A 22,361-nucleotide genomic window follows, 5' to 3' on the forward strand; every position below is an offset into this window, starting at 1 on the left:
CCTTATTGTTGATGGGCAAATTCAGCTAATAACGGCCAACGTTTAATAGCCGCAGCCAACTGTTCCCGCTGGGAAATATCGGTGTAATCTATTTCAGGTAAAGAAAAGGCCTGCGTAAGCGCCAGAAAATCATTCTGGAATGTGTAACCCAGGGTTGAGTCGACTGGGGTACCGGGTTCATTATTATCCATTCTCTTCCATCCCTTTGAGTAAAATCGCATGTTCAGAAGTCGCGAGGCATCCTGCCTATCAAATTTCATTTACATGCTAAATCTGATGTTCTTTAATTTCAATGTTAGGTTTATTTCTACGCTTTCGCTAGTAAACTGAGATACAGATAAATTAGACGAAAAGAGGGACACCGTGGACTCCATATTTTCTATTGGCATCCAGTCATTATGGGACGAATTGAGCCACATGCCAGTCGGAGGAGTCTGGTGGATTAATACGGACCGAAATGAAGATGCTATCAGTCTGGTAAACCAGACAATTGCCGCGCAGGATAAGGATTCCCGCGTAGCTGTCATTAGCATGGGTGAAGACCCGAAGAAAATTATTTCGCTCGAAAGTGACCGCGGACCGCAGTCTGTGCGATTATTTTCCATGCCAGCGGAAGTCGATAGTCTATACTTTTTGTCCCGCGACGTTCAGTGCACTATTGATCCGGATCACCATTTAGTGATTCTTAAATGTGCAAATAACGTCCTGCAAAATATCCCCGCAGAAAAACTGCTGGCCTGGCTGGAAAAAATCAATAAATGGACAAAATTTCAAAATTGCACGCTATTGATAATCAATCCTGGCAGTAATAATGACAAGCTCTTCTCACTTTTAATGGGTGAATATCGTTCCCTGTTCGGTCTGGCAAGTGTGCGCGATCAGGTGGGCAGCTATCTCTACGACATTGCATTCTGGTGTAATGAAAAAGGCGTGAGCGCCAGACAACAGCTGACCCTTAAACATATCGAGGGTAAGTGGCACCTGGCAAAGCAGGAAGAAACCGTGGTGCAACCACGTAGTGATGAAAAACGTATTTTGAGCCATATTGCGGTTTTAGAGGGAGCACCTGCTCTGTCAGAAAACTGGTCACTGTTTGAATCTAACGAAGCGCTTTTTCATGAAGCCCGCACAACGCAGGCAGCAACGATTGTGTTCTCGTTGATGCAGAATAACCAGATTGAGACGCTGGCCAGGCAAATCCACACCTTACGCCGCCAGCGCGGAAGCGCATTAAAAATAATCGTGCGTGAAAACAATACCAGCCTGCGCGCCACCGATGAGCGTCTGCTTTTGGGCTGTGGTGCAAATATGGTCATTCCATGGAATGCGCCGTTGTCGCGCTGCCTGACGCTTATCGAAAGCGTTCAGGGCCAGCAGTTCAGCCGCCATGTCCCGGAAGATGTAGCCACATTGCTCTCAATGACGCAGCCGATGAAACTGCGTGGATACCAAAAATGGGATACCTTCTGCGACGCCGTCAGCAACATGATGAACAACACGCTGCTTCCGGCAGACGGAAAAGGGGTCATGGTTGCCCTGCGCCCTGTACCGGGTATTCGCGTTGAACAGGCTCTCACGTTATGCCGCCCGAACCGCACTGGGGACATCATGACCATTGGCGACAATCGTCTGGTACTGTTTTTATCCTTCTGTCGGGTAAACGATCTCGATACCGCGCTTAACCACATCTTCCCCTTGCCAACCGGGGATATTTTCTCTAACCGTATGATCTGGTTCGAAGATAACTCTATCAGTGCAGAACTGGTGCAGATGCGCGCCCTCAAGCCTGAACAATGGGTTAAACCGCTCGTTATCAAGAGTGAGGTTAAACCGATTCTCAATGCCAGACATGATGGACACGTCTGGCGTCGGGTTCCGGAACCCCTTCGCTTATTAACTGAGAATGGGGAGAACGCACCATCATGAGTATCAGCGATATCATTCAACTGGTCGTATTCTGCGCGCTGATCTTTTTCCCGCTTGGCTACTACGCGCGCCATTCACTGCGTCGTATCCGCGATACGGCCAGAATACTGTTTGTAAAACCTCGCTATGTAAAACCAGCCGGAACACTGACACGGGCATCACACGTCAAGGCAGACCGAAAACATGACTAATTCTACCTATACCGCTTCGTCACCCTCGCCGCTGTGGCAATACTGGCGCGGCCTTTCTGGCTGGAACTTCTACTTTCTGGTGAAGTTTGGTCTGCTGTGGGCAGGCTATCTGAATTTCCATCCTCTTCTCAACCTGGTGTTTATGGCCTTCCTGCTGATGCCCCTGCCGAATATCAGGCTGCATCGCTTACGCCACTGGGTGGCCATTCCTGTCGGCTTTGCACTGTTCTGGCATGATACCTGGCTACCGGGGCCAGACAGCATTATGAGCCAGGGATCGCAGGTGGCCGGGTTTAGCGCCAGCTATGTCCTTGACCTGACCGAGCGCTTTATTAACTGGCAGATGATTGGTGCCGTCTTTGTGCTGTTGGTTGCATGGCTATTTCTGTCACAGTGGATCCGCGTCACGGTGTTTGTCGTCGCCATTATGATCTGGCTTAACGTGCTGACGCTTGCAGGCCCCGGTTTTTCTCTGTGGCCTGCGGGTCAACCGACCACAACTGTCACCACCACCGGTGGCAGTGCGGCGGCAACCGTCGCGACGGCGAGCGAGACGCCTGTGGTGGGGGATATCCCTACCCAGACCGCACCGCCGACCTCCACTAACCTGAATGCCTGGCTTTCCAGCTTCTATACCGCGGAAGATAAGCGACAGACTAAGTTCCCGGATGCGCTACCGGCAGATGCTCAGCCCTTTGAACTGCTGGTGATCAACATCTATTCACTCTCCTGGGCAGATGTGGATGCTGCAGGTTTGATGTCGCATCCGCTGTGGTCACATTTCGACATTCAGTTTAAAGATTTCAACTCTGCAACCTCGTACAGCGGCCCGGCGGCAATTCGTCTGCTGCGCGCAAGCTGCGGCCAGCCATCACATAAAAACCTGTATCAACCGGCCGGAAACCAGTGCTATCTGTTCGATAACCTGGCAAAACTGGGCTTTACACAGCATCTGATGCTGGGTCATAACGGTGTGTTTGGTGATTTCCTGAAAGAGGTACGTCAGGAAGGAGGAATGCAGGCTCCGCTGATGGATCAAACGGGTCTGCCGGTTTCTCTGTTGGGCTTCGACGGTTCACCTGTTTATGACGATACCGCCGTGCTGCAACGCTGGCTGCAGACCATCGAAAAGGATAATAATCCTCGCAGTGCGACATTCTTTAACACCCTGCCGCTTCACGACGGTAACCATTTCCCGGGCGTGAGCAAAACGGCAGACTATAAGGTGCGTGCGCAGAAACTCTTCGACGAGCTGGACGCATTCTTTACGGAGCTGGAAAAATCAGGCCGTAAAGTGATGGTGGTTGTGGTACCTGAACACGGTGGCGCGCTGAAAGGCGACAGGATGCAAGTGTCAGGTCTGCGTGATATCCCAAGCCCGTCCATTACCAACGTGCCTGCAGGTATTAAGTTCTTTGGTATGAAAGCACCCCATCAGGGCGCACCGATTGAGATCACCCAGCCAACCAGCTATTTGGCTATCTCAGAACTGGTTGCCCGTGCCGTTGACGGGAAGCTGTTTGTGGAAGATAGCGTGAACTGGGATCAGCTCACCAGTAATCTGCCGCAAACGGCAGAAGTCTCTGAGAACGCCAACGCAGTGGTGATTCAGTACCAGAACAAACCTTACGTTCGCCTGAACGGCGGTGATTGGGTACCTTATCCGCAGTAAAATGGCATTGTTTCCCTCTCCCTGTGGGAGAGGGAATGCTCAGATTATTGTTGGGCGATCCACACCAGCATTTTCAGGCTTGCTGAATAGTAATCATCATTTGAGGTGATTTCGGGTTCTGTGGAAGACTGTCCCATCGTTAAATCACGTACTGCCAGCAGGCCCCCTTCCATCATGTAGGGTGCATACTCGTTAGTGGTGACGTTAACCCAGGCGGGAGTTTGTTCCCGGGGAAATTGACCGAACCAGACTCGCCACGGTGTCAGCAGTGGGCTTTGCTTATCAACCCAGGCCACATACAGCGGAATACGAATCGCATCGTAGCTCATCCTCGGTGCCCAACCTTTGGCCGGAGCCAGCTTGCCACCCGAAGCCAGAGAGACCCAATCAGGGGGCAGATTCGCTTTACCCGAGCCCATTTTTCCAAGCAGGCGTTCTCCATCCTTAATCAATTCACGCCAGACAGCTAAATGACTACGCCCGGCAAAAGCCTGCCATGCCGGAAACACGAAATAGGAAGGGTTCAGTACCACTTCACCATCAAGGTTAAACCCCTGGACACCGGGTAGCATCATCCGGTAACCCGCATAGCGGATCACGTTGTGCTCAATCAGTGCTTTTGTAATTGCATCCGATGCAGCGCTGTAACGTTTGTCATGCCAGCGCGCGTCGGCTTTTAACAGTGCCCAGGCAATCAGCACATCGCCATCTGAGGCGTTGTTCTTGTCGGCGACTGGGTTGGATTCTGCGGGGTTATAACGCCAGTAAAACAGGCCGTTATCTTTGTTTTTAAGCTGACTGTCTGTCCATTGCCAGAGCTTATCGAACGTGGGTTTATCGTTGTTGGCCACCGCCATCAGCATGGCGAAACCCTGACCTTCCGTATGCGAAACGTCACCATTGCCGGTATCGACAATGCGGCCTTCCGGTTTGAAAAAGCGTGCCTTATAACTTTCCCAGGCCTGACCCGCCTGAGAGAGAGGAGAGAAGAGCAAACTCATCATCACAGCCAGCGTAGCGCAGACGGGTTTTCGCATAATTAACTCATTCCGGTTGTTCAGCACTTCGCAGTGAAATTTCACCGCCCACCCACGGCTTGATCACACCATCCTGCTCCAGAAGCAACGCACCCTGTGCGTCAATGCCACGGGATGTTCCGTAGATCTCTTTATCACCAATCAGTAATTTCACCGGGCGGTTGATAAAGTTATCCAGCTTTTCCCAACGAGACAGGAAGGGTGCCAGCCCCTCCTGTTCAAAGAGGATGAGTGAGCTGCGCAATTCCTTAATCATACGCACGGCAAGGGTGTTACGATCGATGACGATCCCCGCTTCCTGAAGATTAGTCCAGGCTTGATTCACCACATCATTTTGTACATTGCGCATAACCATGTTGAGGCCTGCACCAATAACGATTTGCGCCGCATCGCCTGTTTTTCCTGTCAGTTCGACCAGGATACCTGCAAGCTTACGATCGTTCAGATACAGATCATTAGGCCATTTAACGCGCACTTTATCAGCACCCAGATCGTGCAGAACTTCTGCCATGACAATGCCAATGACCAGACTCAGGCCAATAGCGGCAGCAGGCCCCTGCTCAAGACGCCAGTACATGGACAGATAGAGATTGGCGCCAAATGGCGAGAACCATTTGCGGCCACGACGACCACGACCGGCCTGCTGATACTCCGCAACACAGGCATCTCCGGATTTCAGCTCAGGCAGACGATCCAGAAGATACTGGTTCGTCGAATCAATCACTGGCAGCACGGCAACATTGCCATATCCAATCTGGTTACGGATCGCTTCTTCATTCAGCAATTGGATTGGCTCCGGCAGGCTATACCCTTTTCCGGGAACCGTGAAGACATCCACACCCCAGTCACGGAGGGTCTGGATGTGCTTGTTAATGGCGGCACGGCTCATGCCGAGTTGCTCACCCAGCTGCTCGCCAGAATGAAACTCACCGTCGGCAAGAATGCCAATCAGTGTTAACGGGATGGTATTATCCTTCACGCGATGGTCTCCACGGCATTCACTTCACCAGTGCGGCCAATGAAGCGGACTTCTGGCTCCAGCCAGACGTTAAATTTTTCGCCCACGCACTGACGGACATGGTGTGCCAGCTGCACAATATCGCTGCCGGTCGCATTGCCCTGGTTAATCAGAACCAGAGCCTGCTGGCGATGCACTGCAGCCCCGCCCTTCGTGGCACCTTTTAACTGGCACTGATCGATGAGCCAGCCCGCTGCCAGCTTCACGCTGCCATCAGCTTGCGGATAATGTGGTGCAGCAGGCCATCCAGCGAGAAATACTTTTGCATTTTCACCACTAATGACTGGGTTTTTGAAGAAACTCCCGGCATTTCCATTCACTTTTGGATCGGGAAGTTTGGTCATTCGCATATGGCAAACAGACTCAAACACCTCACGTGCAGTTGCAGTGGCTGGGTCAAGACGTGTTAAATCACCATAGGTGAGGATAGGTTTCCAGTTTTTCGCCAGACGCAGACCAACGGCCACAATCACATAGCGATCCTGGTATTCATGTTTGAAAATACTGTCGCGGTAGCCAAAACGGCACTGTTCGGCCGTCAAGCGCTGAGCCGTTCCGGTCGCCAGTTCAATACAATCGACATATTCGCAGACGTGTTTCAGTTCGATGCCGTAGGCACCGATGTTTTGAATGGGTGACGATCCGGCACAACCTGGGATCAGTGCAAGATTTTCGAGGCCTGGCATCCCCTTCTCAAGGGTAAATTGCACCAGATGATGCCAATTCTCTCCGGCCCCTACCTGCAAATGCCAGCTATCAGCGCGCTCTTCCACATCAATTCCCATGATGCGGTTGACGATCACCGTTCCGGCAAAATCGTCGAGAAACAGGACATTACTTCCTTCGCCCAGAATCAGTACGGGTTCGTTATTTTCTGTTGCGCTTTGCCATGCATCCAGCAACTGCTGTGCAGTATCGGCACGTACAATTTGTTTAGCATTCCGTTGAATGCCAAAGGTATTCCAGGGTTTAAGGGAGTGGTTCATAGACGCTATCCTGATGCAAAAACGGAGGTAGTTTACCGTATAAGCAAGGAGTTGGGGGATTTGTTTGTGCGCCGTAGAAACGCAAAAAGGCCATCCTTGCGGATGGCCTCTCTACTTATTTGATGCCTGGCAGTTCCCTACTCTCACATGGGGAGACCCCACACTACCATCGGCGCTACGGCGTTTCACTTCTGAGTTCGGCATGGGGTCAGGTGGGACCACCGCGCTAAAGCCGCCAGGCAAATTCTGTTAAATCTGTATCAAGGCTGAAATTTGATTGTCTGTCTCTTCGCCGAAACAGCTTCGGCGTTGTAAGGTTAAGCCTCACGGTTCATTAGTATCGGTTAGCTCAACGCATCGCTGCGCTTACACACCCGACCTATCAACGTCGTAGTCTTCAACGTTCCTTCAGGACCCTTAAAGGGTCAGGGAGAACTCATCTCGGGGCAAGTTTCGTGCTTAGATGCTTTCAGCACTTATCTCTTCCGCATTTAGCTACCGGGCAATGCCATTGGCATGACAACCCGAACACCAGTGATGCGTCCACTCCGGTCCTCTCGTACTAGGAGCAGCCCCCTCAATTCTCCAGCGCCCACGGCGATAGGGACCGAACTGTCTCACGACGTTCTAAACCCAGCTCGCGTACCACTTTAAATGGCGAACAGCCATACCCTTGGGACCTACTTCAGCCCCAGGATGTGATGAGCCGACATCGAGGTGCCAAACACCGCCGTCGATATGAACTCTTGGGCGGTATCAGCCTGTTATCCCCGGAGTACCTTTTATCCGTTGAGCGATGGCCCTTCCATTCAGAACCACCGGATCACTATGACCTGCTTTCGCACCTGCTCGAGCCGTCACTCTCGCAGTCAAGCTAGCTTATGCCATTGCACTAACCTCCTGATGTCCGACCAGGATTAGCTAACCTTCGTGCTCCTCCGTTACTCTTTGGGAGGAGACCGCCCCAGTCAAACTACCCACCAGACACTGTCCGCAACCCGGATTACGGGTCTACGTTAGAACACCAGCCATTAAAGGGTGGTATTTCAAGGTCGGCTCCACGCAGACTGGCGTCCACGCTTCAAAGCCTCCCACCTATCCTACACATCAAGGACCAGTGTTCAGTGTCAAGCTATAGTAAAGGTTCACGGGGTCTTTCCGTCTTGCCGCGGGTACACTGCATCTTCACAGCGAGTTCAATTTCACTGAGTCTCGGGTGGAGACAGCCTGGCCATCATTACGCCATTCGTGCAGGTCGGAACTTACCCGACAAGGAATTTCGCTACCTTAGGACCGTTATAGTTACGGCCGCCGTTTACCGGGGCTTCGATCAAGAGCTTCGCGTTACCGCTAACCCCATCAATTAACCTTCCGGCACCGGGCAGGCGTCACACCGTATACGTCCACTTTCGTGTTTGCACAGTGCTGTGTTTTTAATAAACAGTTGCAGCCAGCTGGTATCTTCGACTGATTTCAGCTCCACCCGCAGGGGCTTCACCTACATATCAGCGTGCCTTCTCCCGAAGTTACGGCACCATTTTGCCTAGTTCCTTCACCCGAGTTCTCTCAAGCGCCTTGGTATTCTCTACCTGACCACCTGTGTCGGTTTGGGGTACGATTTGATGTTACCTGATGCTTAGAGGCTTTTCCTGGAAGCAGGGCATTTTGTTACTTCAGCACCGTAGTGCCTCGTCATCACACCTCAGCGTTAATAAACGACCGGATTTACCTAATCGTTCCGCCTACATGCTTAAACCGGGACAACCGTCGCCCGGCTAACATAGCCTTCTCCGTCCCCCCTTCGCAGTAACACCAAGTACAGGAATATTAACCTGTTTCCCATCGACTACGCCTTTCGGCCTCGCCTTAGGGGTCGACTCACCCTGCCCCGATTAACGTTGGACAGGAACCCTTGGTCTTCCGGCGTGCGGGCTTTTCACCCGCATTATCGTTACTTATGTCAGCATTCGCACTTCTGATACCTCCAGCACCCCTCACAGGACACCTTCAACGGCTTACAGAACGCTCCCCTACCCAACAACACATAGTGTCGCTGCCGCAGCTTCGGTGCATGGTTTAGCCCCGTTACATCTTCCGCGCAGGCCGACTCGACCAGTGAGCTATTACGCTTTCTTTAAATGATGGCTGCTTCTAAGCCAACATCCTGGCTGTCTGTGCCTTCCCACATCGTTTCCCACTTAACCATGACTTTGGGACCTTAGCTGGCGGTCTGGGTTGTTTCCCTCTTCACGACGGACGTTAGCACCCGCCGTGTGTCTCCCGTGATAACATTCTTCGGTATTCGTAGTTTGCATCGGGTTGGTAAGCCGGGATGGCCCCCTAGCCGAAACAGTGCTCTACCCCGAAGATGAGTTCACGAGGCGCTACCTAAATAGCTTTCGGGGAGAACCAGCTATCTCCCGGTTTGATTGGCCTTTCACCCCCAGCCACAAGTCATCCGCTAATTTTTCAACATTAGTCGGTTCGGTCCTCCAGTTAGTGTTACCCAACCTTCAACCTGCCCATGGCTAGATCACCGGGTTTCGGGTCTATACCCTGCAACTTAACGCCCAGTTAAGACTCGGTTTCCCTTCGGCTCCCCTATACGGTTAACCTTGCTACAGAATATAAGTCGCTGACCCATTATACAAAAGGTACGCAGTCACACCACGAAGGTGCTCCCACTGCTTGTACGTACACGGTTTCAGGTTCTTTTTCACTCCCCTCGCCGGGGTTCTTTTCGCCTTTCCCTCACGGTACTGGTTCACTATCGGTCAGTCAGGAGTATTTAGCCTTGGAGGATGGTCCCCCCATATTCAGACAGGATACCACGTGTCCCGCCCTACTCTTCGAGTTCACAACCTGTGCATTTTCGTGTACGGGACTATCACCCTGTACCGTCGGACTTTCCAGACCGTTCCACTAACACACAAGCTGATTCAGACTCTGGGCTGTTCCCCGTTCGCTCGCCGCTACTGGGGGAATCTCGGTTGATTTCTTTTCCTCGGGGTACTTAGATGTTTCAGTTCCCCCGGTTCGCCTCGTTAACCTATGTATTCAGTTAACGATAGTGCAACGAATTGCACTGGGTTTCCCCATTCGGACATCGCCGGGTCAAAGGTCCATATCACCTCGCCGGCGCTTTTCGCAGATTAGCACGTCCTTCATCGCCTCTGACTGCCAGGGCATCCACCGTGTACGCTTAGTCGCTTAACCTCACAACCCGAAGATGTTTCTTTCGATTCATCATCGACTTGCGAAAATTTGAGAGACTCGAACACACATAACATGTGTGTCGTTTCAATTTTCAGCTTGATCCAGATTTTTAAAGAGCAAAACTTCGCAGTGCACCTTTTCAGGTTCACTCTGAAGTTTTCTTGGGTTCGCAGTAAAGGATGGTGGAGCTATGCGGGATCGAACCGCAGACCTCCTGCGTGCAAAGCAGGCGCTCTCCCAGCTGAGCTATAGCCCCATCGTTTGCAATCTCTGTACCGCTCATCCTTTAAAAGGAGTTTGGTAGGCCTGAGTGGACTTGAACCACCGACCTCACCCTTATCAGGGGTGCGCTCTAACCACCTGAGCTACAAGCCTGCAGAGATTTTTACTGCTGTTTTTCATCAGACAATCTGTGTGAGCACTACAAAGGCAGGTTCTTTAAGGTAAGGAGGTGATCCAACCGCAGGTTCCCCTACGGTTACCTTGTTACGACTTCACCCCAGTCATGAATCACAAAGTGGTAAGCGCCCTCCCGAAGGTTAAGCTACCTACTTCTTTTGCAACCCACTCCCATGGTGTGACGGGCGGTGTGTACAAGGCCCGGGAACGTATTCACCGTAGCATTCTGATCTACGATTACTAGCGATTCCGACTTCATGGAGTCGAGTTGCAGACTCCAATCCGGACTACGACGCACTTTATGAGGTCCGCTTGCTCTCGCGAGGTCGCTTCTCTTTGTATGCGCCATTGTAGCACGTGTGTAGCCCTACTCGTAAGGGCCATGATGACTTGACGTCATCCCCACCTTCCTCCAGTTTATCACTGGCAGTCTCCTTTGAGTTCCCGGCCGGACCGCTGGCAACAAAGGATAAGGGTTGCGCTCGTTGCGGGACTTAACCCAACATTTCACAACACGAGCTGACGACAGCCATGCAGCACCTGTCTCAGAGTTCCCGAAGGCACCAATCCATCTCTGGAAAGTTCTCTGGATGTCAAGAGTAGGTAAGGTTCTTCGCGTTGCATCGAATTAAACCACATGCTCCACCGCTTGTGCGGGCCCCCGTCAATTCATTTGAGTTTTAACCTTGCGGCCGTACTCCCCAGGCGGTCGACTTAACGCGTTAGCTCCGGAAGCCACGCCTCAAGGGCACAACCTCCAAGTCGACATCGTTTACGGCGTGGACTACCAGGGTATCTAATCCTGTTTGCTCCCCACGCTTTCGCACCTGAGCGTCAGTCTTTGTCCAGGGGGCCGCCTTCGCCACCGGTATTCCTCCAGATCTCTACGCATTTCACCGCTACACCTGGAATTCTACCCCCCTCTACAAGACTCTAGCCTGCCAGTTTCGAATGCAGTTCCCAGGTTGAGCCCGGGGATTTCACATCCGACTTGACAGACCGCCTGCGTGCGCTTTACGCCCAGTAATTCCGATTAACGCTTGCACCCTCCGTATTACCGCGGCTGCTGGCACGGAGTTAGCCGGTGCTTCTTCTGCGGGTAACGTCAATTGCTGAGGTTATTAACCTCAACACCTTCCTCCCCGCTGAAAGTACTTTACAACCCGAAGGCCTTCTTCATACACGCGGCATGGCTGCATCAGGCTTGCGCCCATTGTGCAATATTCCCCACTGCTGCCTCCCGTAGGAGTCTGGACCGTGTCTCAGTTCCAGTGTGGCTGGTCATCCTCTCAGACCAGCTAGGGATCGTCGCCTAGGTGAGCCGTTACCCCACCTACTAGCTAATCCCATCTGGGCACATCTGATGGCAAGAGGCCCGAAGGTCCCCCTCTTTGGTCTTGCGACGTTATGCGGTATTAGCTACCGTTTCCAGTAGTTATCCCCCTCCATCAGGCAGTTTCCCAGACATTACTCACCCGTCCGCCGCTCGTCACCCGAGAGCAAGCTCTCTGTGCTACCGCTCGACTTGCATGTGTTAGGCCTGCCGCCAGCGTTCAATCTGAGCCATGATCAAACTCTTCAATTTAAAAGTTTGATGCTCAATGAATTAAACTTCGTAATGAATTACGTGTTCACTCGTTGAGACTTGGTATTCATTTTTCGTCCGAGGACGTTAAGAATCCATGTCACTTTGAGTGCCCACACAGATTGTCTGATAAATTGTTAAAGAGCAGTGCCGCTTCGTTTTCGCTGCGGCGCGGGGTGTGCATATTACGCTTTCCCGCTACAGAGTCAAGCGTTTATTTTGCTTTTCTCTGCTGACCCGGCGGCGTGTGTGCCGTTGTTCCGTGTCAGTGGAGGCGCATTATAGGGAGTTATTCCGACGTGACAAGAGGAAATTTAAAAAAACTTTTCGTTCGCTCACTTTTCAGACTCAACGCTTATTTAACCCGCGAATCGCCCGATAAATGCGCGATTTCCCGCGCAAAACTGGCCACCTGCGACCAGTCGGTATAAACCACTTCTTTACGCGTATCGGTTTCGCCGCCGGTCATCTTCATAATCAGACGGATCATGAAGCGGTCATACCAGCGATAGCGAGGATAACGCAGCGCACCAGCAAAGACGGCACAAAGGTCTGGCTGCCATGGAGAGTTCAGCAAGAACTTGCGCGTGTAGCTGTTGGTCTGCGGCGTACGCTTCTCTGCTTTACGAGCAACCAGATTGACCGAGTAGAACGCGCCAGGCAATTTGTTGAGCACCGCGGTGTGCTTTTTCACGAAGCGATCGAGTGCCGGATGAAAATGACCGTAACGAATTGACGCGCCAATCACCACGCGATCGTAATCCTGCCAGGTAATCTGTCCGACACGATTCAGGTTCACCACATCAGAGTAAATTCCCAGCTCTTTTAATTCGGAAGCCAGATACGCAGCAATCTCACGCGTTTGCCCGTCTCGCGTAGAGAAAAGGATAAGTGTTTTCATCAACGGCTCCTTATTCGCGCCAGAACGTTGGGGTGAACAGCACCAGCAGCGTAAAGACCTCAAGACGGCCAAACAGCATATTGGCAATGAGGATCCATTTCGCAACCGGGTTCATACTGGCAAAGTTATCCGCCACAACCCCCAGGCCTGGCCCAAGGTTATTTAATGTTGCTACGACGGATGCAAAAGCAGAGAAATCATCCACCCCCGTCGCGATGATCGCCAGCATACTGACGATAAAGACCAGCGCATACGCCGAGAAGAAACCCCACACGGCTTCGAGGATACGTTCCGGCAGTGCCCGGTTTCCCAGTTTGATACTGTAGACCGCGTTCGGGTGGACCAGACGCTTCAGCTCACGGTTGCCCTGCTTGAACAGCAGCAGAATACGAATCACCTTCAGGCCACCGCCCGTGGATCCCGCGCAGCCGCCAATAAAGGCGGAGCATAACAGTAACACCGGCAAGAATAGCGGCCAGCGTGCAATGCTGTCCGTGGTGAATCCGGCGGTCGTCGCCATCGACACCACCTGGAAGAACGCCTGGTTTAACGTGGTCAACGCGGAGTTATAAACATCATGGAACCACAATACCAGGGTACAGATGATAACCAGCGTAAGCTGGACACCGATGAACATGCGGAACTCGGGGTCACGCCAGTACACTTTCAGGCTGCGCCCGCTGAGTAAAGAGAAGTGCAAACCGTAGTTACAGCCGGAAATCAGCAGGAAAATAGCAATGATGGTGTTAATCGTAGGACTGTCAAAGTAGCCCACGCTGGCATCGTGGGTGGAGAACCCGCCGATAGCAATCGTCGCAAAGCTGTGTCCGATAGCGTCAAATGCAGGCATCCCGGCAAACCATAATGCCAGCGCACAGGCCACAGTAAGCAGGACATAAATCAGCCACAGGGTTTTCGCCGTCTCGGCAATACGCGGGCGCATCTTGTTATCTTTCAGCGGTCCGGGCATTTCGGCGCGATAGAGCTGCATCCCACCGACGCCCAGTATAGGCAGGATAGCCACCGCCAGGACGATGATCCCCATACCGCCGAACCATTGCAGCATCTGGCGATAAAAGAGAATAGCGTGCGGTAACGAATCCAGTCCTACCAGGGTCGTCGCTCCGGTTGTTGTTAAACCAGAGAACGATTCAAAAAATGCGTCCGTGATGCTCAGATTCGGTTGTTCAGAGAAGATAAAGGGCAAAGAACCGACGCTTCCCAGTACCGTCCAGAACAGGACGACAATCAAAAATCCTTCGCGTGACTTCAGCTCGCCCTTCTGACGACGGTTAGGCCACCACAACAGAGAGCCGATCGCCAGCGCAACAAAGAAAGTCTGGGTAAATGCCCGCCCCGCGCCGTCCCGGTAGATAAGCGCCACCAGCCCAGGGAGAATCATCGTCCCGGAAAAGAGTATGACCAGCAGTCCAACGATTCGGGTTATGGCACGAAAATGCATCTCTGCCGCTTCCTTTGGTATTCAAAAAAGTAAGGTGGGGATTATTCTTCAATCGGCAGCAATTGCAACGAACCACGACTAAAATCAGCCAGTTTTGCTGAAAAAGCAGCCAGTTCCGCCTGAGGAAGCGCCACGCGTAATTGCACCATTGCCTGATATTCACTGTGCGCGATAACGCCGTTAACCTGCTTCAGCAACGCTTCGATACCGGATAACTGACCGTAATCGCACAGTAAAGTATATTCGGTGAGTGGTGTTTTGCGGGTAGTTATCAGCAAATTCAGTGCCTGCTGAACTCCGCCGCCATACGCTTTAACCAGCCCACCCGTGCCTAACAGGATCCCGCCGTAGTAGCGCACCACCACGGCGGTAATTTCACCCACACCGCTGCCCATCAGCTGCGAAAGCATGGGTTTTCCGGCTGTGCCAGCCGGTTCACCGTCGTCGGAAAAGCCCAACTGCTGCGAATCGTCCGGAGGCCCCGCGACCCACGCTACACAGTGGTGACGTGCGTCAGGATGCTCCGCCCGAACAGATTCAACAAACGCCTTTGCCGCCTCTACGCCATCGGTATGTGCCAGCAGCGTAATAAAGCGGCTTTTCTTGATTTCCTCAACAAAGGTGACCGGTTCAGCCGGTATCAGCCAGCTTTCCATCAGGCCAGCTTCAGATCTCGCGTCATATTCTCGATACCGTTTTCGTGAACGACCACGTTATCTTCAATACGAATGCCACCAAACGGTTTCAGCGCTTCAATTTTTTCCCAGTTGAAGTGTTTGCTGAACTGACCTTCACGCCAGGGTGCTAACAGCGATTCGATAAAGTAGATCCCCGGTTCAATCGTCAGCACCATGCGTGGTTCAAGAATGCGGGTGCAGCGCAGGTAAGGATATTTAGACGGTGCCGCCAGGTGCGTACCGGTATCATCCTGCATAAAACCTGCAACATCGTGAACCTGCAGACCCAACGGGTGACCGATCCCGTGCGGCATGAATGGCCCGGTCAGATCGTTCTCGACCATCGCCTCTTCGCTCATGTCTTTCACAATCTGGTGCTTACGCAACAGCTTCGCGATGCGCTGATGGAACTGGATGTGGTAATCCACGTAACTGGTTCCCGCTTTCATGGTACTGATAAGGGCCAGCTGTTCGTCATTGACGTCTTTGATCAGGTGCGCAAAGTCAGTATCCGCGTTTGCCGCCCATGTACGGGTCAGGTCAGCCGCATAACCGTTGTACTCCGCACCCGCATCCAGCAGGAAGCTGCGCATCTCCGACGGCACATGGTGATCGAGTTTGGTGTAGTGCAACACGGAAGCGTGTTCATTCAGCGCGACGATGTTGCTGTACGGCACGTCCGTATCACGGTGCCCGGTCGCGGTCAGGTAGGCCTGGTTGATGTCGAACTCGCTCATACCAGACTGGAAGGCTTCATGCGCGGCGCGGTGGCCGTTCACTGCCGTTTTTTGCGCTTCACGCATGCAGTAAAGTTCGTAGTCGGTTTTATATGCGCGATAGTAATGCAGGTAATCCAGCACCCCTTTCGGGTTAAGCTTGTCAGCCGGAATATCCAGGCCCAATGCACGCTCCGGAACAGGGCCAATATAGGCGATGTTACCGCGTGCGGCAGGAAGTTGACTGCCAATGCCGTCGGCTTTTGGTAATGCAATGATATCCACTTCTTCCGTCCAGAAGCTGGTCGGCAGCGGTTCCACGTTGTGCCAGTAATCGACAGGCAGATAGAACCACAATTTTGGCTTATTCACGCCATCCACCAGCAGCCAACAATTTGGAACCTGGGTTACCGGCACCCAGGCCTTAAACTGCGGGTTGACCTTAAACGGATAAGCATGGTCATCCAGAAAAGTATTCAAAAGCTCGCCAGAGTGGATTAACAGCGCATCCAGCTTAAAGCGGGCCAGTACATCGCGGGTACGTTCCTGTAGGGTAACGATATGATTTTTATAAAGCGAAGCCAGTGAGTCCATCATTCTTCCTTTCGTTTTATTGACCTCAAGTCATCGCATCTTAGCACACCTCACTCCGGCTGCGTGATTTACACCGACCGTGATCAATGCAGCAATTTCTTAATGAGTAATTTGCATTTTATTAACATAAATTCCACACTCCGATTCATCTGGTATGACCAGATCCAATTGCTGGATTCAGGAGACTGACATGCTCTACAAAGGCGACACCCTGTACCTCAACTGGCTGGAAGATGGCATTGCCGAACTGGTGTTCGATGCCCCCGGCTCAGTGAATAAGCTTGATACCGCGACGGTGGCCAGTCTTGGCCAGGCGCTGGATGTACTTGAAAAACAACCTGAATTAAAAGGGCTGCTGCTGCGTTCGAACAAAGCGGCCTTTATTGTCGGTGCCGATATCACCGAATTCCTTTCTCTGTTCCTGGTCCCGGAGGAACAGCTGAGCCAATGGCTGCACTTTGCTAACAGCGTCTTTAATCGTCTGGAAGATCTGCCTGTCCCGACCATTTCCGCCGTTAATGGCTACGCGCTGGGCGGTGGCTGCGAATGCGTATTAGCAACTGATTACCGTCTGGCGACGCCGGACCTGCGCATCGGCCTGCCGGAAACCAAGCTGGGTATCATGCCGGGCTTTGGGGGTTCAGTGCGTATGCCGCGTATGCTGGGTGCCGACAGTGCACTTGAGATCATTGCCGCAGGTAAAGATGTCGGCGCAGAACAGGCGCAGAAAATCGGTCTGGTCGACGGCGTTGTGAAACCTGAGAAGCTTGTTGAAGGCGCACTCGCCATTCTGCGTCAGGCGATTAACGGCGATCTCGACTGGAAAGCCAAACGCCAGCCGAAGCTGGAACCATTAAAACTCAGCAAAATTGAAGCCGCCATGAGCTTCACCATTGCCAAAGGCATGGTGATGCAGACTGCAGGTAAACACTACCCTGCCCCCATCACCGCGGTGAAAACCATTGAAGCTGCGGCCCGCTGTGGTCGCGATGAAGCCCTGAAACTGGAAAACCAGAGTTTTGTCCCGCTGGCACATACCAATGAAGCTCGCGCGCTGGTTGGCATCTTCCTCAACGATCAGTTCGTGAAAGGTAAAGCGAAACAGCTGACCAAAAATGTGGAAACGCCGAAACATGCGGCGGTACTCGGTGCCGGCATTATGGGTGGCGGCATCGCTTATCAGTCAGCCTGGAAAGGCGTACCGGTGGTAATGAAGGACATCAGCGAGAAATCCCTGACGCTGGGCATGACCGAAGCGGCCAAGCTGCTGAATAAACAGCTGGAACGCGGAAAAATTGACGGACTTAAGCTCGCAGGCGTGATCTCCACCATTCAGCCTGTGCTGGAATATACCGGCTTCGACCGTGTTGACGTGGTAGTCGAAGCCGTCGTTGAAAACCCGAAAGTTAAAAAAGCGGTGCTGGCGGAAACGGAAGACAAGGTTCGCCCGGATACCGTGCTGGCCTCTAACACCTCTACCATTCCTATCAGCGAACTGGCGAGCGTGCTTAAGCGTCCGGAAAACTTCTGCGGGATGCACTTCTTCAACCCGGTACACCGGATGCCGCTGGTCGAAGTGATCCGTGGGGAAAAAACCTCAGACGAAACCATCGCCAAAGTGGTGGCGTGGGCAAGCAAGATGGGCAAAACGCCGATCGTGGTTAACGACTGCCCGGGCTTCTTCGTCAACCGCGTCCTGTTCCCTTACTTCGCCGGTTTCAGCCAGCTGCTGCGAGACGGTGCAGACTTCCGCAAAATCGACAAAGTGATGGAAAAACAGTTCGGCTGGCCGATGGGCCCGGCGTATCTGTTGGATGTGGTCGGCATTGATACCGCGCATCACGCCCAGGCGGTGATGGCGGCGGGCTTCCCGCAGCGCATGCAGAAAGATTACCGCGACGCCATTGACGCTCTGTTCGACGCTAACCGCTTCGGTCAGAAAAACGGTCTTGGCTTCTGGCGTTATAAAGAAGACAGCAAAGGCAAACCGAAGAAAGAAGAAGACGCGGCGGTGGACAGCCTGCTGGCCGAAGTTAGTCAGCCAAAACGTGACTTCACTGACGATGAGATCATCGCCCGCATGATGATTCCGATGGTCAACGAAGTGGTGCGTTGCCTGGAAGAAGGCATCATTGCCAGCCCGGCAGAAGCAGACATGGCGCTGGTGTACGGACTGGGCTTCCCTCCGTTCCACGGCGGCGCGTTCCGCTGGCTGGACACGCTCGGCAGCGCCCGCTATCTCGATATGGCTCAGCAATATCAGCACCTTGGCCCGCTTTATGAGGTGCCGGAAGGGCTGCGTAACAAAGCGCGCCATAACGAACCCTACTATCCAGCAGTTGAGCCAGCCCGTCCGGTTGGCGAGCTGAAAACGGCTTAAGGAGTCACAATGGAAAAGGTTGTCATTGTTGATGCGATTCGCACCCCGATGGGCCGTTCAAAAGGCGGTGCATTCCGTAACGTGCGTGCGGAAGACCTCTCCGCGCACCTGATGCGTAGCCTGCTGGCGCGTAACCCGGCGCTGGACCCAACCGCGCTCGACGATATCTACTGGGGCTGCGTACAGCAGACCCTGGAGCAAGGCTTCAACATCGCTCGTAACGCCTCGCTGCTGGCGGAGATCCCACATTCGGTTCCGGCAGTCACCGTCAACCGTCTTTGCGGTTCGTCAATGCAGGCGTTACATGATGCAGCACGTATGATCATGACCGGTGATGCTCAGGCCTGCCTGGTCGGCGGCGTGGAGCACATGGGGCACGTGCCGATGAGCCATGGGGTCGATTTCCACCCGGGTATGAGCCGCAACGTAGCAAAAGCGGCGGGGATGATGGGCCTGACCGCAGAGATGCTCTCCCGCCTGCACGGTATTAGCCGTGAAATGCAGGATACCTTTGCCGCACGCTCTCACGCTCGCGCATGGGCGGCGACACAGTCCGGTGCGTTTAAGAATGAGATCATCCCAACCGGTGGTCATGATGTAGACGGCGTTCTGAAGCAGTTCAGCTACGACGAAGTGATCCGCCCGGAAACCACGGTCGAAGCCCTTTCCACGCTGCGTCCGGCATTTGATCCAGTCACAGGAACAGTAACGGCAGGTACTTCTTCCGCGCTGTCCGACGGGGCTGCCGCGATGCTGGTGATGAGCGAAAGCCGTGCCCGCGAGTTAGGTTTAACCCCTCGCGCCCGGGTACGTTCAATGGCGGTCGTGGGTTGCGATCCTTCCATCATGGGTTACGGCCCGGTTCCAGCTTCGAAGCTGGCGCTGAAAAAAGCAGGATTAACCGCCAGTGATATCGACCTGTTTGAGATGAACGAAGCCTTCGCCGCGCAGATCCTGCCGTGCATTAAAGATCTGGGACTCATGGAGCAGATCGACGAGAAAATTAACCTCAACGGCGGCGCGATCGCCCTCGGGCATCCGCTGGGCTGCTCCGGGGCGCGTATCAGTACCACGCTGATTAACCTGATGGAGCGCAAAGATGCCCAGTTTGGTCTGGCAACGATGTGTATCGGGCTGGGTCAGGGTATCGCGACGGTGTTTGAGAGAGTGTAAATCAGGAAAAGTATCTCAAAGCCAATGCCGTCAGAACAAGGCGGCAAGCGAGCGAATCCCGATGAGCTTACTCAAGTAAGTGATTCGGGTGAACGAGCGCAGCCAACGCAGTTATGGCGTCATTGGCGAAGAGAGACAGTTTAGTTGCCGTTCTTCCCGCCTGTCAGGGGCGGGTTTTTTATTTAGATGAAGGCAAAAGCATCGCCGAAGAGACGGTCTTCACGCGCATCACGTTCGTTACAGAACAAGTCACGGGCAATTTTCGCCATCTCAAAACGGCCAGCGATATAGATATCGTGCCCTGCCAGTGTGCCATGATCCTGTAGCACCGCCGTCAGTACCGTACCGCTGCGTCCACGCCAGCCTTCTTCCGGCTGCTCAACCACCGGCTCTATGCGCAGGTTAGGATGGGTTACGCTCAGCGCTTCCAGTTCAGACAGGTCATAGAGATGTTTCTCTTCACGGCCACCCCAGTAAATGGTGATGTCACGGTCTGGGTTACGCGCCAGTGCGGTCAGCAGAATAGAGCGCACATAAGAGAAGCCCGTACCGCCCGCGATCAGGATCAGCGGACGGTCTTCGTCATCGCGCAGCCATGCATCACCATGAGGAATGTCGACCACAATCTCACGCTCTTTAAGAATGCGGTCCATGACGGCCATCGCATACAGGTTAAGCTCTGACGCACCAATATGAAGCTCAATAAATTCCTGCTCCGCTGGCGTTGAGGCCATAGAGAAAGGACGCTTATCACGCTCATCCATCACGACCATCAGGTACTGACCCGCGCGGAAAGAGAATGGCGCTTCTGGCACTAAACGGACGCGATATACGGTGTCGGTGATGGCATCTACCGAGGTCACTTTACAGCTTAAGGTTGTCATTCGCTCTCTCTGTCGGGAAGTCTATAGGGCTTAACGGTCAAGCTCAGGGTTTACCGTTATTCATTATGGCCAGCTCGTCCCAGATCGCGTCAATTCGCGCGGTCACTGCAGGATCTTTTTTGATCGGGCGACCCCATTCACGATCGGTTTCGCCAGGCCATTTATTGGTGGCATCCAGTCCCATTTTTGAGCCAAGACCGGAAACCGGCGAGGCAAAATCCAGGTAATCTATCGGCGTGTTTTCGACTAACACCGTATCGCGCGCCGGGTCCATTCGCGTGGTAATGGCCCAGATTACGTCATTCCAGTCGCGGGCGTTAACATCATCATCGCAGACAATAACAAACTTGGTATACATAAACTGGCGCAGGAAAGACCATACGCCCATCATCACGCGTTTCGCGTGACCAGGATACTGTTTCTTCATCGTGACCACCGCCATGCGATATGAGCATCCTTCAGGCGGCAGATAAAAATCAACAATTTCCGGGAACTGCTTTTGCAGGATCGGCACAAACACTTCATTCAGCGCCACTCCCAGTACCGCCGGTTCGTCCGGTGGACGTCCGGTATAGGTGGAGTGATAGATCGCATCTTCACGCTGTGTAATGTGCGTAACGGTAAACACCGGGAAGTTATCCACTTCGTTGTAATAGCCGGTATGGTCGCCGTAAGGGCCTTCTGGCGCCATTTCACCCTGCTCAATGTAACCTTCCAGCACAATTTCCGCACTGGCCGGAACTTCGAGATCGTTAGAAATACACTTCACGACTTCGGTTTTGGTTCCGCGCAGCAGGCCTGCAAACGCGTATTCAGAGAGTGTATCCGGCACGGGGGTCACCGCACCCAGAATGGTGGCCGGATCGGCACCTAACGCGACAGAGACAGGGAAACGTTCACCCGGATGCTCAGCACACCACTCCTGGAAATCCAGCGCGCCGCCGCGATGCGACAGCCAGCGCATGATGAGTTTATTCTTGCCAATTAATTGCTGACGGTAAATACCGAGATTTTGCCGCTCTTTGTGAGGGCCGCGCGTAACCGTCAACCCCCAGGTGATCAGCGGAGCAGCATCCTCAGGCCAGCACTGCATAATAGGGATTTTGGTCAGATCAACCGCATCGCCTTCCAGCACTTTCTGCTGGCACGGCGCGCCGCGCAGGCGTTTAGTTGGCATGTTCAATACTTGCTTAAACTGTGGCAATTTGTCGAACAGATCGCGGAAGCCTTTCGGCGGCTCTGGCTCTTTCAGAAACGCCAGCAGTTTACCCACTTCACGCAGCGCCGTAACGTCTTCCTGCCCCATCCCCAATGCAACACGACGTGGAGTACCAAACAGGTTGCACAACACCGGCATGGCGTACCCTTTCGGATTTTCAAACAGTAATGCGGGGCCACCGGCACGCAGGGTGCGGTCAGCAATTTCTGTCATCTCCAGATAAGGATCAACAGGAAGTGTAATGCGTTTGAGTTCACCCTGCTTTTCCAGCAGCGTCAGGAAGTCGCGGAGATCGTGGTATTTCATGCAGTTAGTCATGGCCTCT

Annotated in this window: 15 protein-coding genes, 2 tRNA genes and 3 rRNA genes; 5 read left to right on the forward strand and 15 right to left on the reverse strand. The window is 53.1% G+C overall.

Annotated features, from left to right (window positions below):
• Window positions 1-2: 2 nt before the first annotated feature.
• Entirely contained in the window at window positions 3-191 is a 189-nt protein-coding gene (gene bcsR / locus ACLHV9_RS23360) for a cellulose biosynthesis protein BcsR (RefSeq protein ID WP_008503237.1), read from the reverse strand.
• Window positions 192-363: 172 nt separating this feature from the next.
• Here bcsR and bcsE point away from each other — a divergent pair, with 172 nt between their 5' ends.
• From bcsE to bcsG, 3 genes are read left to right on the forward strand one after another with little or no spacing between them, the layout of a single operon-like run.
• Window positions 364-1,926, forward strand: a complete 1,563-nt coding sequence (gene bcsE, locus ACLHV9_RS23365; RefSeq protein WP_028018361.1) for a cellulose biosynthesis c-di-GMP-binding protein BcsE — start codon at window positions 364-366, stop codon at window positions 1,924-1,926.
• A complete protein-coding gene (gene bcsF / locus ACLHV9_RS23370; protein ID WP_028018362.1) occupies window positions 1,920-2,117 on the forward strand; it encodes a cellulose biosynthesis protein BcsF in 198 nt (65 codons plus the stop codon). Before bcsE ends, bcsF begins: the two co-directional genes overlap by 7 nt.
• Window positions 2,110-3,789 carry a cellulose biosynthesis protein BcsG gene (gene bcsG, locus ACLHV9_RS23375; protein WP_407221121.1) on the forward strand — a complete coding sequence of 560 codons (1,680 nt, stop codon included), beginning with the start codon at window positions 2,110-2,112 and terminating at the stop codon, window positions 3,787-3,789. The genes bcsF and bcsG overlap by 8 nt, the downstream gene beginning before the upstream one ends.
• 44 nt (window positions 3,790-3,833) lie before the next feature.
• Here the strand turns inward: bcsG and ACLHV9_RS23380 are convergent, their stop codons facing one another.
• The 12 genes from ACLHV9_RS23380 to pepQ all read right to left on the reverse strand — a co-directional run bounded on the left by ACLHV9_RS23380 (window position 3,834) and on the right by pepQ (window position 16,380).
• Window positions 3,834-4,826: a glycosyl hydrolase family 8 gene (locus tag ACLHV9_RS23380; protein WP_407221122.1), complete on the reverse strand. Its 993-nt coding sequence runs from the start codon at window positions 4,824-4,826 to the stop codon at window positions 3,834-3,836.
• Between the two features lie 7 nt (window positions 4,827-4,833).
• Window positions 4,834-5,805: a bifunctional biotin--[acetyl-CoA-carboxylase] ligase/biotin operon repressor BirA gene (gene birA, locus ACLHV9_RS23385; RefSeq protein ID WP_108091158.1), complete on the reverse strand. Its 972-nt coding sequence runs from the start codon at window positions 5,803-5,805 to the stop codon at window positions 4,834-4,836.
• Window positions 5,802-6,830, reverse strand: a complete 1,029-nt coding sequence (gene murB, locus ACLHV9_RS23390) for a UDP-N-acetylmuramate dehydrogenase (protein ID WP_108091159.1) — start codon at window positions 6,828-6,830, stop codon at window positions 5,802-5,804. The genes birA and murB overlap by 4 nt, the downstream gene beginning before the upstream one ends.
• 124 nt (window positions 6,831-6,954) lie before the next feature.
• Window positions 6,955-7,070: ribosomal RNA gene (gene rrf / locus ACLHV9_RS23395) — 5S ribosomal RNA — on the reverse strand.
• A 73-nt stretch (window positions 7,071-7,143) separates the two neighbouring features.
• A 23S ribosomal RNA gene (locus ACLHV9_RS23400) occupies window positions 7,144-10,046 on the reverse strand.
• 180 nt (window positions 10,047-10,226) lie between these two features.
• Window positions 10,227-10,302, reverse strand: a tRNA-Ala gene (locus ACLHV9_RS23405).
• A 42-nt stretch (window positions 10,303-10,344) separates the two neighbouring features.
• Window positions 10,345-10,421: transfer RNA gene (locus ACLHV9_RS23410), tRNA-Ile, on the reverse strand.
• A 69-nt stretch (window positions 10,422-10,490) separates the two neighbouring features.
• A 16S ribosomal RNA gene (locus ACLHV9_RS23415) occupies window positions 10,491-12,030 on the reverse strand.
• Together the 16S, 23S and 5S rRNA genes with 2 tRNA genes alongside form the textbook arrangement of a ribosomal RNA operon.
• 355 nt (window positions 12,031-12,385) lie before the next feature.
• Window positions 12,386-12,931 (reverse strand): menaquinone-dependent protoporphyrinogen IX dehydrogenase, encoded by a 546-nt coding sequence (hemG, locus tag ACLHV9_RS23420; RefSeq protein ID WP_028018162.1) that lies wholly within the window; start codon window positions 12,929-12,931, stop codon window positions 12,386-12,388.
• A gap of 10 nt (window positions 12,932-12,941) precedes the next feature.
• Window positions 12,942-14,393, reverse strand: a complete 1,452-nt coding sequence (gene trkH / locus ACLHV9_RS23425) for a Trk system potassium transporter TrkH (protein WP_023309600.1) — start codon at window positions 14,391-14,393, stop codon at window positions 12,942-12,944.
• Between the two features lie 41 nt (window positions 14,394-14,434).
• Window positions 14,435-15,049: an IMPACT family protein gene (locus tag ACLHV9_RS23430; RefSeq protein ID WP_049005116.1), complete on the reverse strand. Its 615-nt coding sequence runs from the start codon at window positions 15,047-15,049 to the stop codon at window positions 14,435-14,437.
• Window positions 15,049-16,380: a Xaa-Pro dipeptidase gene (pepQ, locus tag ACLHV9_RS23435; protein WP_028018164.1), complete on the reverse strand. Its 1,332-nt coding sequence runs from the start codon at window positions 16,378-16,380 to the stop codon at window positions 15,049-15,051. Before pepQ ends, ACLHV9_RS23430 begins: the two co-directional genes overlap by 1 nt.
• A gap of 190 nt (window positions 16,381-16,570) precedes the next feature.
• Here pepQ and fadB point away from each other — a divergent pair, with 190 nt between their 5' ends.
• Together fadB and fadA are read left to right on the forward strand one after the other, a co-directional pair.
• Window positions 16,571-18,760, forward strand: a complete 2,190-nt coding sequence (gene fadB, locus ACLHV9_RS23440) for a fatty acid oxidation complex subunit alpha FadB (protein ID WP_407221123.1) — start codon at window positions 16,571-16,573, stop codon at window positions 18,758-18,760.
• A 9-nt stretch (window positions 18,761-18,769) separates the two neighbouring features.
• Window positions 18,770-19,933 (forward strand): acetyl-CoA C-acyltransferase FadA, encoded by a 1,164-nt coding sequence (fadA, locus tag ACLHV9_RS23445; protein WP_407221124.1) that lies wholly within the window; start codon window positions 18,770-18,772, stop codon window positions 19,931-19,933.
• Between the two features lie 182 nt (window positions 19,934-20,115).
• Here fadA and fre read toward each other — a convergent pair whose 3' ends face one another.
• Window positions 20,116-20,817 (reverse strand): NAD(P)H-flavin reductase, encoded by a 702-nt coding sequence (gene fre / locus ACLHV9_RS23450; protein WP_008501516.1) that lies wholly within the window; start codon window positions 20,815-20,817, stop codon window positions 20,116-20,118.
• Between the two features lie 43 nt (window positions 20,818-20,860).
• Window positions 20,861-22,354, reverse strand: coding sequence for a 4-hydroxy-3-polyprenylbenzoate decarboxylase (gene ubiD / locus ACLHV9_RS23455; protein ID WP_028018167.1), 1,494 nt, complete (start codon window positions 22,352-22,354; stop codon window positions 20,861-20,863).
• Window positions 22,355-22,361 lie beyond the last annotated feature (7 nt).

This window comes from Enterobacter sp. CPE_E890 (assembly GCF_046521475.1).
GTDB classification, from domain to species: Bacteria; Pseudomonadota; Gammaproteobacteria; order Enterobacterales; family Enterobacteriaceae; genus Enterobacter; species Enterobacter adelaidei.

Excerpts from the sequence above, each read along its gene's own strand:
- bcsR (WP_008503237.1), bottom strand. The coding sequence starts at position 191 with ATGGATAATAATGAACCCGGTACCCCAGTCGACTCAACCCTGGGTTAC.
- bcsG (WP_407221121.1), top strand. The coding sequence starts at position 2,110 with ATGACTAATTCTACCTATACCGCTTCGTCACCCTCGCCGCTGTGGCAA.
- ACLHV9_RS23380 (WP_407221122.1), bottom strand. The coding sequence starts at position 4,826 with ATGCGAAAACCCGTCTGCGCTACGCTGGCTGTGATGATGAGTTTGCTC.
- murB (WP_108091159.1), bottom strand. The coding sequence starts at position 6,830 with ATGAACCACTCCCTTAAACCCTGGAATACCTTTGGCATTCAACGGAAT.
- hemG (WP_028018162.1), bottom strand. The coding sequence starts at position 12,931 with ATGAAAACACTTATCCTTTTCTCTACGCGAGACGGGCAAACGCGTGAG.
- trkH (WP_023309600.1), bottom strand. The coding sequence starts at position 14,393 with ATGCATTTTCGTGCCATAACCCGAATCGTTGGACTGCTGGTCATACTC.
- ACLHV9_RS23430 (WP_049005116.1), bottom strand. The coding sequence starts at position 15,049 with ATGGAAAGCTGGCTGATACCGGCTGAACCGGTCACCTTTGTTGAGGAA.
- pepQ (WP_028018164.1), bottom strand. The coding sequence starts at position 16,380 with ATGGACTCACTGGCTTCGCTTTATAAAAATCATATCGTTACCCTACAG.
- fadB (WP_407221123.1), top strand. The coding sequence starts at position 16,571 with ATGCTCTACAAAGGCGACACCCTGTACCTCAACTGGCTGGAAGATGGC.
- fadA (WP_407221124.1), top strand. The coding sequence starts at position 18,770 with ATGGAAAAGGTTGTCATTGTTGATGCGATTCGCACCCCGATGGGCCGT.
- fre (WP_008501516.1), bottom strand. The coding sequence starts at position 20,817 with ATGACAACCTTAAGCTGTAAAGTGACCTCGGTAGATGCCATCACCGAC.
- ubiD (WP_028018167.1), bottom strand. The coding sequence starts at position 22,354 with ATGACTAACTGCATGAAATACCACGATCTCCGCGACTTCCTGACGCTG.